General features: G+C 55.7%; 12 protein-coding genes. 8 read left to right on the top strand and 4 right to left on the bottom strand.

Going from position 1 to position 12,513, the window contains the following annotated elements:
* Window positions 1-61: 61 nt before the first annotated feature.
* The 4 genes from JRJ22_RS27755 to JRJ22_RS27740 form a co-directional block, all read right to left on the bottom strand.
* Window positions 62-736 carry a type IV toxin-antitoxin system AbiEi family antitoxin domain-containing protein gene (locus tag JRJ22_RS27755; protein WP_206102404.1) on the bottom strand — a complete coding sequence of 225 codons (675 nt, stop codon included), beginning with the start codon at window positions 734-736 and terminating at the stop codon, window positions 62-64.
* 153 nt (window positions 737-889) lie between these two features.
* Window positions 890-1,711 carry a class I SAM-dependent methyltransferase gene (locus tag JRJ22_RS27750; protein ID WP_206102403.1) on the bottom strand — a complete coding sequence of 274 codons (822 nt, stop codon included), beginning with the start codon at window positions 1,709-1,711 and terminating at the stop codon, window positions 890-892.
* A gap of 64 nt (window positions 1,712-1,775) precedes the next feature.
* Window positions 1,776-2,627 (bottom strand): 1,4-dihydroxy-6-naphtoate synthase, encoded by an 852-nt coding sequence (locus JRJ22_RS27745; RefSeq protein WP_206102402.1) that lies wholly within the window; start codon window positions 2,625-2,627, stop codon window positions 1,776-1,778.
* Window positions 2,627-3,334 (bottom strand): futalosine hydrolase, encoded by a 708-nt coding sequence (locus JRJ22_RS27740; protein ID WP_206102401.1) that lies wholly within the window; start codon window positions 3,332-3,334, stop codon window positions 2,627-2,629. Before JRJ22_RS27740 ends, JRJ22_RS27745 begins: the two co-directional genes overlap by 1 nt.
* A gap of 609 nt (window positions 3,335-3,943) precedes the next feature.
* Between JRJ22_RS27740 and JRJ22_RS27735 the strand changes: the two genes are divergently transcribed.
* The 8 genes from JRJ22_RS27735 to mprF all read left to right on the top strand — a co-directional run bounded on the left by JRJ22_RS27735 (window position 3,944) and on the right by mprF (window position 12,288).
* Window positions 3,944-4,414, top strand: a complete 471-nt coding sequence (locus JRJ22_RS27735) for a MarR family winged helix-turn-helix transcriptional regulator (RefSeq protein WP_206105337.1) — start codon at window positions 3,944-3,946, stop codon at window positions 4,412-4,414.
* Window positions 4,415-4,567: 153 nt separating this feature from the next.
* Window positions 4,568-4,969, top strand: coding sequence for a DoxX family protein (locus JRJ22_RS27730; protein WP_206105336.1), 402 nt, complete (start codon window positions 4,568-4,570; stop codon window positions 4,967-4,969).
* A gap of 127 nt (window positions 4,970-5,096) precedes the next feature.
* A complete protein-coding gene (locus JRJ22_RS27725) occupies window positions 5,097-6,047 on the top strand; it encodes a ring-cleaving dioxygenase (protein ID WP_206102400.1) in 951 nt (316 codons plus the stop codon).
* Window positions 6,044-6,652, top strand: coding sequence for an alpha/beta hydrolase (locus JRJ22_RS27720; RefSeq protein ID WP_206102399.1), 609 nt, complete (start codon window positions 6,044-6,046; stop codon window positions 6,650-6,652). Before JRJ22_RS27725 ends, JRJ22_RS27720 begins: the two co-directional genes overlap by 4 nt.
* A 216-nt stretch (window positions 6,653-6,868) precedes the next feature.
* Window positions 6,869-8,101 (top strand): multidrug effflux MFS transporter, encoded by a 1,233-nt coding sequence (locus JRJ22_RS27715; protein WP_232380976.1) that lies wholly within the window; start codon window positions 6,869-6,871, stop codon window positions 8,099-8,101.
* Entirely contained in the window at window positions 8,098-9,003 is a 906-nt protein-coding gene (locus JRJ22_RS27710) for a DMT family transporter (protein ID WP_206102398.1), read from the top strand. Before JRJ22_RS27715 ends, JRJ22_RS27710 begins: the two co-directional genes overlap by 4 nt.
* A 102-nt stretch (window positions 9,004-9,105) precedes the next feature.
* Window positions 9,106-9,462 (top strand): FlxA-like family protein, encoded by a 357-nt coding sequence (locus JRJ22_RS27705; RefSeq protein ID WP_206102397.1) that lies wholly within the window; start codon window positions 9,106-9,108, stop codon window positions 9,460-9,462.
* Between the two features lie 174 nt (window positions 9,463-9,636).
* Window positions 9,637-12,288, top strand: coding sequence for a bifunctional lysylphosphatidylglycerol flippase/synthetase MprF (gene mprF / locus JRJ22_RS27700; protein ID WP_206102396.1), 2,652 nt, complete (start codon window positions 9,637-9,639; stop codon window positions 12,286-12,288).
* Window positions 12,289-12,513: the final 225 nt, after the last annotated feature.

Genomic DNA, 12,513 nt, shown 5'->3' with positions numbered 1-12,513 from the left:
AATTCTTAAATAGCCAGAGCAAACAGCCACAGCAAGTGTGACGTTATTCTTGAGAAGCTACCTAACTGAAATAATCCAGCACCCCATGTGCCAGTTCATACCGGACGACTCTTTCTTGGTTGCCCCGGCAGGAGGGGACCAGCCAGCCCTTATCAGACAGACTACGGAGCGTGCGGACTGCTGTTTTGTAGTCAATGCCGAAGTGCTCTTTAACATCTTGAGGCCGGACAGTCCCGGTAAGCTGGATGGCCAGACGGATGACCTCCTGCTCCATAAGCTGCAGCCGTGATACAGGAGCCTCGGCAGCCTGATATCTGCCCATAATCAGTCGAAGTAAACTTATACAAAGTTCGGGGCGCTGCTCAACATCGTCATAGGCAAAAGAGACAACGCGGTATCCCATCGCCTGCAGAAAGGTTTCGGGGTTCAGCTCACTGCAGAATTTATGCCGGTCCATATCACGGACGTGGGAGGCGTAGCCCTTAATCTCAATAAGCAGTCGGATGTGGCCCGGAAGCCAGGCAAAGTCGGCAAAATAGGATCTGCCGCGCCAGTCCATCACCTCATATTCAGGGTGAAGTTTGGTGAAATCACCCCGGAGCGGCCACCAGACATTGCGCAAGAACAGCACCTCCGCATGCTGATGTCCTCTTTCCAGCCGCCCCCGCCGTTCTCCGGGCGGTCTTCCTGCAAGATGACCTGCAATAAATTGCTGATGTGCGTTTTCAAATGACATAAACACGCACACTCCCCCTTAAAATAGAAAACGTCCCGGCTTCCCTCAAAGAGGGCAGCCGAGACGTTCTTCGTCTCGTTGCAATAAGTATAAGATAAACTTGTGCGGGTGAACAGGCAAATCGCCTAACCCCTAAACTGCTCAGTCAGACAGTTACTTAATCCCGATCCTCATCCGGTAGCTGACCAGAACCGGCAGTGTCCGGCCATCGAAGTAGGCCTCTACCGCAGCAGAGAACTCAGCTAGGTCCGTGTCCAGAGCAGTGGATCCGGTTTTCAGTACCGTTTGAATGCCGCCTTGGCTGAGCATAAGCCCTACGTACCGCCCGGCGTCGCAGGTTTCGGTATTATGGAATACGATTTCCCGCGTGAACTTGAAATGGCCGCTGGCCTGAATCCGGGCCAGGTGGCCCTCCTTATCCCATTTATGCGCCCGCTGGGATTCGGGCTGCAGTTCAGCCAGCAGATTATCGGCGGCCGTAATCAGAAGGTTATACCTGGTTTCAATATCTGCCTGAAGCATCAGCGGCCAGTCGCAATCGTAAGCGGCGAATACGCCCCCTGGCCGCAGGCAGCGGGCAATCTCCTGCAAGGTGCTCTGCGGCTCCATCCAATGGAAGGACTGGGAGCAGGTAATGATATCAACACTGCCGGAATCGAGCGGAAGCTGATTGGAATAGCCCTGGATGAAGGACAGTGATTGCGCCTCATCCTCCTGCTTGAGCTTCTCGACCGCTTTACTCAGCATGTCGGGATTAGGTTCAATACCAATTACAGAATCGGCGGTATTCTTCCATAGAAACGTGGACAATCCCGTGCCGCAGCCGATATCGGCAACCACGGAAGGCCGTCCGCCCAAATAATTGCTCAGCAGACTGGTAACCATCGGCGGCGCCTCCGGGCGGTAACGGTCGTATTGGTCCTGATATCCCAAGAACCGGTCAATATTCTGCTTGCTGTTGCCTGCAGGAATCACAGAATCCTCTCCCATCATTGATAATTAAGCCTCAACCTGGCGGATAGGGAACTCTACGGGTATCTTAGCGCAGCTGCGAAGGATCAACGGCAGGCACAAGCCCTTCGGCGGCCGCGCGGTTCAGCAGCGCTGAGATGGCGGCGTAGCCGTCGTCCCCAAGATTCATCGAAAACTCATTCACGTAAAGATCAATATGCGATTTGGCGACCTCCGGCGACAGCTCCTGGGCATGATCCAGCACATACTCTCTGGAATCGGTGGGGTGATCCCACGCATATTGCAGGGAGCTGCGGATCCAGCCGGCAATAGATTCGTGATCCAAGTCGCGGCGGGCGATGATCGCCCCGAGCGGGATGGGCAGGCCCGTATCGCTCTCCCACCAGCTGCCCAGATCTGTCAGCAGGTTCAGGCCATAGGAAGGATAGGTGAAGCGTGCTTCGTGAATAACCAGGCCGGCATCGATTTGGCCGTCGCGTACGGCTGGCATAATCTCATCGAACGGCATGACCACAATCTCAGCAGGGCCGTCCGGCACCTGCTGGGCCGCCCATAGGCGGAACAGCAAATACGCGGTGGAGCGCTCGCTCGGTACGGCAATCCGGCGGCCGGACAGCTCCTCCGGGCGCTTGATCGCGCCCGGGCCTTTGCGGGTCAGGACCAGTGGGCCGCAGCCCCGGCCAAGCGCGCCGCCGCAAGGCAGCAGCTTGTATCGTTCCAGCACCCAGGGGAGTGCGGCGTAGGAGATTTTGAGTACTTCCGGTCCGGCGCCGTCAGCGGCCAGTCCATTGGTGATGTCAATATCGGCAAAGGTCACATTCAGCTTGGGCGCGCCCTCTACCAGCCCGTGGGCCCAGGCATGAAAGACAAAGGTATCATTGGGACAAGGGGAAAAAGCAATATTGAGTTCTGTTGTCATTACAGCACCTCCAGTAGTATAGCGGCCGCTGCCGCTAGCGCATCGAGCGCTTCAGGGATCTTCCACGCGGCCCGGTCGCGCGGGCCGACCGGGTTCGAGATCGCGCGCAGCTCGAGCGCCGCGATCCCGAAGCGATGGGCGGCCACGGCAACCCCGTGGCCTTCCATCGCCTCCGCGACGGCACCGGGATGCCGCGCGGCCAGGGCGGCGGCCGTCCCGGCGGTGCCGGTCGCCGTCGACACCGTCAGCACAGGGCCTGTGCTGACGACAAGCCCGGCCGCAGCCAGCGCGGCCGCAAGGGCCTCAGCCGTGCCGCTGTCTGCCGGCACGGATACGCTGCCGAAGCCGAGCTCGGCAGCGCTGCGAAAGCCCTCCGGCGTCTCGGCCCCCAGGTCGGCGGCGATCATCTCGCTGGCAACGGCCAGCGAGCCTACGGGCGCCAGCCCGGGGAAGCCGCCGCCGATCCCGGCGCTAATGACGCAGCCGTACGGGCCGGCTGCCAGAGCAGCGGCGGTACCCGCCGCAGCGGCTGCGGTGCCTGCGCCCGCAGCGAGCACCTCGAACCTGCTGCTGCCTCCCAGGCCGCGCAGGACGGCTTCGCGCTCGGCCGCGACTGCCGTCACGATCAGCACGCGCGGCGCATGGTTTTCTCCCGCCGCAGCAAAGCCCGCGGCAGCCTCCGGATGTGGATCAATCTTCCCTTCCATAATGAGCCTCCTTCTATATAAGTAACGATGTGATAAGTAGTTATAAATGTAATCGGCCATCACCCGGTTCAGCTGTTGACCAGCTGCCAGGCTGCTTCATGTGAAATGACTGCAGGTGCCAGAATGGCATCTTTGCAATAATCCGCAATGACTGGTAACTAACTGTATTCTGTACAGTTATCATCTGTCTTGTCAGAGTATGGGGGAGATAGCTGCATTTCGTACAACTAAAAATCCAGGTTTGCACTGAAAAACGCTGGCTCAGCCATTTTAGTTGTATAGAATACATTTAAATTTCAGGAACGGGGGATTCTACCGTATATAATTGCACGGAATACAGTTAAATGCACCCGTCCACGAGGACAGCTGTACAGCTTCAGCTTCACTAACAAGGATGTGCCGTCTGCCTCCTAGACAGGTCGCCGCAACAAAAAGGATACGCCGTTTTGAAAGTGAGGTCAAACCGCGCGGGATTATTTTTAGATTAACTGTTGACAATAGAGAATAGATGACGTATATTTATCTTAACTTAAAGATAATTAACTTAAAGATAAGTGCTTCGGCAATCCTCAGAGGTGGCAGACGGCACAGTTGAAGGAGGTGTACATGATGAGCGACTACAATGAACTCATAAGCAAAACGACAGGCAGCTCGGATGAGGAGCAGGCTTCATCATTGAAACTGTTCGTGGTTCTATCCAAGGCTTACAAAAGCTTGATGGATCATGCGGTTAAGGATATGAAGAGTCACGGGCTGGCATCGGCCGAATTCATGGTGCTGGAAGTACTTTACCATAGAACAAGAATTCCGCTGCAGCAGATCGGGGAGAAGATTCTCGTCACCAGCGGCAGCATCACTTATAACATCGATAAGCTGGAAAAGCGGGGACTGCTGAAGCGTGTGCCATGCGATGAGGACCGCCGCGTGACTTATGCCGAGATTACGGAAGCGGGACGCGAGCTGTTCGATGACATTTTCCCCCGCCATGTGGCTTCCATTCATGGTCTGATGGGCGGACTGAATCAGGAAGAGAAGGAACAGGCGATTGGGCTGCTGAAGAAGCTTGGCAAAGGCGTGTAGAACCGGCAATGCCGGGATGCAAGTGTCCCTGACGGTTCCGCATTTGCTTTTGCCAAGCCGCGAAGCGGTTTGCAGATTAGGGTAGTCAAAAAATTTTTAACATATATCTTAAGGTTAAGATAATTAAATCAAAGAGAATGGAGAGTGTTTATTATGGTAAGTGTAGGATTATTGTTATTGAGACTTGTAATCGGGGTTGCTTTTATTGGACATGGGGCGCAGAAGCTGTTTGGCTGGTTTGGAGGTTACGGGCCGAAGGGAACCGGCGGCTGGATGGAATCTGTCGGAATTAAGCCAGGGGTAGCGATGGCGGTAATGGCGGGACTAATGGAGCTGGTCGGAGGCGTACTGTTTACAGCCGGCCTGCTGACACCGGTGGCAGCTGTGCTGATTGCGGCAACGATGCTGGGCGCGATTATCAAGGTTCATGCTCCTAACGGCTTCTGGTCAACAGCTAACGGGATAGAGTTCCCGCTGACAGTACTTGTAGTAGCAGTCGCAGTGGCGCTGACCGGTCCGGGAGCGATTTCGCTGGATGCATTGTTCTTTAACTAAGTAGTTTTGCCGACGTACCACAAGGATGTTCATGCTCACAAAACTTAAGCATATGCTTCCGAAGCCAGTTTTGCCGACGTACCACAAGGAAGCTCATGCTCACAAAACTTTTAAGGAGATGGATAACATGACTCTTCAAACTGCAGGAATTCACCATATTACCGCTTTTGTTAAGGATGCGCAGCGCAACGCCGATTTCTATGCCGGGATTCTCGGGCTGAGACTGGTCAAAAAGACGATTAACTTTGACGCTCCGGAGGTCTACCATCTCTATTTCGGGAATGAGCAGGGTGCTCCCGGTACGATCATCACCTTCTTCCCTTGGGTAACCGGGCGTAAAGGCAGAATCGGCGGCGGTCAGGTTGGGGTAACTACCTACGCTGTGCCGGCCGGATCTCTGGGATTCTGGGAGCAGCGGCTGGCTGCCTACCAGATTCCGGTGACCAAAGTAACCCGGATTTCGGAGTCCTACCTGTCCTTCGCTGATTATGACGGCCTGCGGATCGAGCTGGTGGAACGCGAAGCCGGCCCGCTCAGCACCTGGTCCTTCGGGGGAGTACCCGCTGAGCACGCAATTAAAGGCTTTGGCGGCGCAGTCCTGTACAGCACAGACCCTGGCAAAACGGCGGATACACTGACCCGTACGCTAGGCCTTGAGCAGATTGCCGAAGGCGACGGTTACATCCGTTACCGCTCTACAGGCGATCTTGGCAATATTATTGACCTGAAAGCAGCGCCGGTGCCTCAGGGCGGCGGAGGAACAGGTACGGTGCATCATATCGCGTGGCGTGCCAAGGATGATGCCGAACAGCTCCAGTGGGGCCGGACCGTGCAGAGTCATGGCTATCAGCCGACGCCGGTGCAGGACCGCCAGTACTTTAACGCCATCTACTTCCGCGAGGAAGGCGGCATCCTATTCGAGATTGCTACCGATCCTCCAGGCTTTGCCCGTGATGAGGATGCGGATAAACTGGGGCAGAAGCTAATGCTGCCAGCCTGGTTTGAACCGAACCGTGCAGTGATTGAAGCGAAGCTGAGTCCGTTTGAAATCCGTGAAGTGGAGGTGAACCAGCTATGATTCATATCTTTAAAAAAGGTACGGATGCCACTCTGCCGACCCTCGTATTATTCCATGGCACCGGCGGCAATGAGCATGATCTGATTCCGCTGGCGGAAATGCTGTCTCCCGGCTCCTCAGTGCTGGGTATCCGGGGAAATGTGCTGGAGAATGGCATGCCGCGTTACTTCCGCCGCCTCGCTGAAGGGGTATTCGATGAGGAGGATCTGATCTTCCGTACCCATGAGGTGAATCAGTTCCTGGACAGTGCCGCAGCCCAGTACGGCTTCGACAGCAGCAATCTCGTCGCCGTCGGCTACTCCAACGGAGCCAACATTGCCGGCAGCCTGCTCTTCCATTACGGAAGCATCTTCCGCTCTGCGGTGCTGCTACATCCGATGGTTCCGCTGCGGGGTCTGACATTGCCTTCCCTTGCCGGTGTCTCCGTATTCATCGGGGCGGGAACCAATGACCCGCTGATCAAGGCAGAGGAAACCCGGGAGCTGGAGCAGCTGCTGCAGGGAGCAGGAGCGGACGTGACCGCCCACTGGGGGAATCAAGGCCATCGCCTCAGTACAGCCGAGGTGGAGGCTGCCCGGAATTGGCTGGGTCAGCACATGAATTAAGTTCAAGTCTGCAAAAAGAGTATTACCTATAGCCGCCTGTGGGGCCGCTGCTAAGAGTGCTGACAACCTCTTAAAAGCTCCTGCGGGCGGTTTTTTGGATAAATATAAGAATATATATGTTTAGATGCATTGAACATTCTGTCCCCGATCAGGTAGTATGGAGATTACTAAAAACAGGCCTGAGGGTTGCTGCAGAAAGGTTGGCGTCATTGTATCATGATCAGAGAAAAAATGGATAACCGCGTGCTCCCGGCAGAGGGGCCATCCCGGAAACAGAGGCTGCAGCTGGTACTCATTCTGGGGGCCGTTGCGACGATTGGCCCTTTGTCGATTGACATGTATCTGCCTGCCCTGCCGGAGCTCGGCAAGCATTTCGGAACCAGTGCTGCGTTGGTGCAGCTTAGTCTGACCTTCTTTCTGCTGGGACTGGCTTCCGGTCAACTGGTGGCCGGACCGCTCAGCGATGTCCATGGCCGCCGCCGTCCGCTGCTGATCGGCATGCTGATCTATACCGTATCTTCATTGCTGTGTGCATTCAGCCCCTCTATCGGGCTGCTGGTCGTGCTGCGCTTCATCCAGGGCTTTGCCGGCTCTGTAGGAGTAGTCATCTCGCGGGCGGCGGTCCGTGACCTGTACAGCGGCTCAGAATTAACCAGGTTCTTCTCACTCCTGATGATTGTCAACGGGCTGGGGCCGATTTTTGCACCGATTATCGGGGGGCAGCTGCTGAGAGTAACCTCCTGGCAAGGGGTGTTCATTGTGCTCTTTTGCGCCGGGCTGCTCTTCTGCGCGATGATTCTGCTGGGGTTGCCGGAGACGCTGCCGAAGGAGCGGCGCGTGAGAAGCGGGCTTAGAAGGACACTGCTTACCTTCCGCGGACTGCTCGGCAACGGACGGTTTATGGGCTATGCCCTTTCCCAGGGGTTTGTTACTGCAGCGATGTTCGCGTATATTTCGGGTTCTTCCTTTATCCTGCAGAATATGTTCGGGGTCTCTCCGCAAATGTACAGTCTGATCTTTGCCGTTAACGGGTTCGGTATTATCCTCTCCGGACAGATTGCCGGCAGATTGTCCGGGAGACTTGGTGAGAGGAAGCTGCTTGCCAGCGGTCTTGCACTCTGCACGCTCGGCGGAGTAATGCTGCTGGCTGCGGTTCTGGCCGGAGGCGGCCTGCTCCCGATCCTGATCTGCCTGTTCGCTGTGGTCTCGAGCGTCGGATTGGTCAGCACGACCAGCTTCTCGCTGGCCATGCAGGACCAGGGTGAATCGGCAGGAAGCGCCTCGGCGCTGCTCGGACTATTGCCGCTGCTGCTGGGCGGCTGCGTGGCTCCGCTGGTCGGTCTTGGCGGCGACGAAACGGCAATTCCGATGGCGGTAGTCATCGCAGGGGCCGGTCTTTGCTCCATCCTGTCCTATCTGCTGCTCTGCAGGAAGGGGGGGCAGCGATGAGCCGGAAAGACTTTACGGTACTGCTGCTGCTGGCATTTGCCTGGGGAGCTTCATTTCTGTTTATGAGAATCGCCTCTCCTGAGCTAGGACCGGTGTTTACCACAGAACTCCGCGTAACGCTGGCTGCAGCCGCTTTGCTGCTCTACGCCAGGATTACACGGAAGACGCTTGGGATGGGGCGGCACTGGAAGCAGTTTCTGCTGCTTGGGGCGCTGAATGCCGCGCTGCCTTTTACACTGATCTGCATGGCTGAACTGGAGCTGAACGCCTCACTGGCAGCCATTCTTAATGCGACTACCCCGATGTTCACAGCGCTTGCCGCCTGGGGAACCCTTGGCGAGAAGCCGGGAATATCGAAATCCATCGGCTTAATCATCGGACTTGTGGGCGTGGCTGTTCTGGTCGGGTGGAGTCCGGTCCCGCTTGAGGGAAGGGTGCTGTTGTCGGTCTTCTTTTCACTCGGGGCTGCGCTTTCTTACGGCTTCGGCGGGCTGTATGCCGCCCGTGCCGGCCGTGGCCTCGCACCACTTACGCTTGCCGCCGGCCAGCAGCTTGGGGCAGCCGTAGTGCTGCTTCCGCTCGCGGTCATTTTTGCTCCCCGGCATATGCCGTCAGCGGCGGCGGTCTACTCTGTGCTCGGCTTATCCCTCATCTGTACCGCTGTCGCCTATTTACTATATTTTTACCTGATTCAGAGTGTGGGTGCGGTAAAAACCGTCAGTGTAACTTTCCTGGTTCCGGTATTCGGGCTGATGTGGGGGGTTATCTTCCTGAACGAGCCGGTCTATGCCAATACGGTCGCGGGACTAGCCATTATTCTGCTGAGCGTAATGCTGGTCAACCGCAAATCCAGGGCTAAAGGCAGCACAGGCGTTGATTCCGTCACAGGGAAGCAGGGATAGCTGCAGTTCCCTCCTTCAGGCACTTTCAGCAAACTTTCAGCCCATTTTAACGTTAGGTTCGGGTACAGGGGTTATATTGAAGTGGTGAAAGGAGGGACAAGCATGAATATTTCATCCGCCACATCCGCCGCCGCTTCGACTTCTTATACCTCTTCCAGTGCAACTGATACCAGCTCGCTGGAAAAACAAAAAGCGAAACTGGAGGCTGACCTGGAGAAGGTCGCGTCCAGTAAGGACGACGAGAAGACCAAGGAAACCAAAACCAAGCAGATTGAGCAGCAGATTAAGCAGATTGAGGCGCAGATTGCCCAGAAGTCCAAAAGCAGCAGCTCCTCTGCGGCAGCTCAGAGTGCACCTCCTGAAAAACCTGCTACCAGCAATTCGCTTACAGCAGCAAGTGCAGAGCAAATCGCTAACGCTACCACTGACAGTGAGGGCAGATTTGACATTCGCGTTTAAGATCACACCGCAGTAAGCAGCATCCAAAGAGGACATCCTTTGCCGTGAAGGGGTCCTCTTTTTGGTGCTGTTCTGCATGAGCCTTTCGTCCCTGAAATTGGTATAATGGGGAGATAGAAACGGCTGAAATGTCTGAATCAGAGGCATGCGCCCATCATAAGGCAGGGAGAAATCATGCATTCAATTAAACAGACATTGGAACGTTTCCGGATTGTACGGCTGCTGTTGTCCATCTACCGGATAAGGGCGGTAAGAATGCTCTTTCCGGTGGCAATTATAGCCTTGGTATATTGGGAAGGGCAGCACGAGCTGAAACAGGTGCACCTGGGGCTCACGATAAGAGAACTCCGGCATGTGCCGGCTTCTGCCGTTATGGAGATGATGGGGGTTGCGCTGCTCTCGGTGGCAGTTATGAGCGCCTATGATTATTTGATCCGGAAGCACTTCCGCTTCAGGACCGGAGCCTGGAGCACCTTCCGCTACGCCTGGATTGCCAATACCTTTAATAATCTGATCGGGTTTGCCGGACTTGCCGGGATAGGCCTGCGCTCGCTGCTCTATAAGAAAAGCGGTGTCCCCGCTGCGGCCTTAGCTCCTGCGCTCGTATTTCTATCCCCCTTGATGATTACCGGCCTGTCGCTGCTGTCCTGGGGCAATCTGACCGGCCTGCTTCCTGCCCACGGGCTGATGCGTGAGCATACATGGCTGATCTTCGCGGTCTGGGGCATGGCGCTCTATTTACCGTTTTTTGTGATTATCCAGCGTTCCTCGCTGTTTGCCAAATGGATTAACCGGGGACAGGGCAGAACCCCCTGGTTCACAGTAGCGGCTTCAGTAGGAGCCTCTTTTCTGGAATGGCTATTTGCCGGAATCACGTTCTGGACTATCGGCAGTCACCTGCTTGGCGGCGTGGCGTTCGTTACGCTGTTCAGCATTTATCTGGTTGCTGCGGTGGCGGGGATTCTGAGCATGGCCCCCGGCGGCATCGGCGCATTCGATCTCATTGCGCTGCTCGGCCTCACACAGCTCGGACATACCAGTGATCAGGCTATGGCTGTGCTGGTGATCTACCGGCTGTTTTATTATGTAGTGCCCTGGCTGATCGGCCTTGTACTGGCTGCCCTGGAAATCGGACTGCCGGGAAGAAAAAACACGGACCAGAGCGGGGAAGTGCCCGAACCCTCGCTCAATATCTGGCAGAAAATCTGGGGCTGGCCCGGACAGTATACTTTTCTGAGCGATCTCGGGTTCTGGGCGCTCGGTAAGCTCGTTCTGGCGAGCGGGCTCATTCTGCTGTTGTCTGCGGCAACCCCTGGGCTGCTATACCGGCTGCAGATGACGGAGGAGCTGCTGTCCCTGCCGGTCATGCAGATTTCGCATCATTTATCGGTGCTGATCGGATTTCTGCTGATTCTGCTGTCCAGAGGCATCTCCTTGCGGGTCAGAAGAGCTTATCTCTGGACCAGCGTACTTTTGTTCGGAGGAGCCGTATTTGCATTCACCAAGGGATTTGATTATGAGGAAGCGGGTTTTCTGCTGCTGGTTGCCCTGATTCTGTGGATCTCCAGATCAAGGTTCTACCGGATCAGCGTACCAGTCAACAAGCAGAGTGTACTGTGGTGGCTGCTGCTGACCTCACTTATCGCGCTTGGTTATTACCTGCTGGGCAGCTACGCGCATCGCGGATTTATGAAGCATCTGCCGCCCGGCATCCGGCCGGAGTGGCTGCAGCAGCACAGCAATGTTGCGGTGGCAGCGGCCGGTAGCCTGGCGGTGTCCTGGCTCGTCGTGACGATGCTGGCGGTCCTCCGTCCGCAGCGGAAGGCGGAGGAGATCTTTGCGGATAAAGATATGGAGCGGGTGGAGCAGTTTCTTGCCGGAACGAAGGGGAATGCCTTGACACATATGCTGTTTCTGGGGGACAAGAGCTTTTACTGGGCACAGAAGGGAAAAGTGCTGTTCGCCTTCGCCAGAACCAGGGACAAGCTTGTCGTACTGGGCGATCCGCTTGGCCCCAGAGCGCTGATGAACGAGGCCATCAGCGAATTCCGGCGGGCGGTGGATTTATATGGGCTATCTGTTGTATTTTACCAGGCGACACCTGAGTTTCTGCCGGTCTATCATGAGCAGGGCTATCATTTCTTCAAGCTGGGTGAAGAAGCCAGAGTGCCGCTCGCAGGTTTTACACTCAGCGGCAAAAAAAATTCTGACCTGCGCAGTGTCTGCAACCGGTTCGAACGCGAAGGTTATACCTTTGAGATTTCGGAAGCCCCGCATTCCGGGACGTTGCTGCAGGAACTCCAGGCTGTATCGGAGGAGTGGCTGGACGGACGCACTGAAAAGGGTTATTCCCTGGGCTGGTTCAAAGCATCCTATATGCAGCTCGCACCTGTAGCGCTGCTGCGCGGGGCGGAAGGCAGAATTGCCGCCTTTGCCTCTATTGCACCTTGCTATGACGGCGGAACAACCGTTTCGATTGATTTAATGCGCCACCGGAAGGATACTCCGAACGGCACTATGGACTACCTGTTTGTCCATCTGCTGGAATGGGCGAAGTCGCAAGGCAATGCGTGGTTTAATCTCGGGAATGCTCCGCTGTCCAGTGTAGGGCAGAATTCCGGCGCATTGCGGGAGGAGAAGGTAGCCCGGCTTGTCTTTATACGGGGAGGACACTGGTACGGGTTCGCCGGCCTGCGCCGTTATAAGGAGAAATTCAATCCGCAGTGGGAGCCCAGATATCTGGCTTATCCTGCCTCCCTGATTCTGCCGATACTGACTATAGATCTGGTCCGGCTGGTTTCCCGTCATCCGCAGGAGAAGGAATAGAGCTGAAGAAGGCAAGGCCTGGGGATGCCCGGGCTTTGTCTATTTTATTAGAATGATCATCTTCGCGGGAAGTTTCATTTCTGAGCCTTAAGCTATGCATAAACATCTATAGATGTTAATATTAGTTTGTGAAAAAAGTTACGTACAACGCAGCTTTTACAAACCGGCCAACGGTAAAAGGCAAACTCTGCAGCAGGGAGAGTAGAAGAAGGGGCTGAGTATATT

This window comes from Paenibacillus tianjinensis (assembly GCF_017086365.1).
GTDB lineage: Bacteria > Bacillota > Bacilli > Paenibacillales > Paenibacillaceae > Paenibacillus_AQ > Paenibacillus_AQ tianjinensis.
This window is presented reverse-complemented; position numbering and strand designations above follow the sequence as displayed.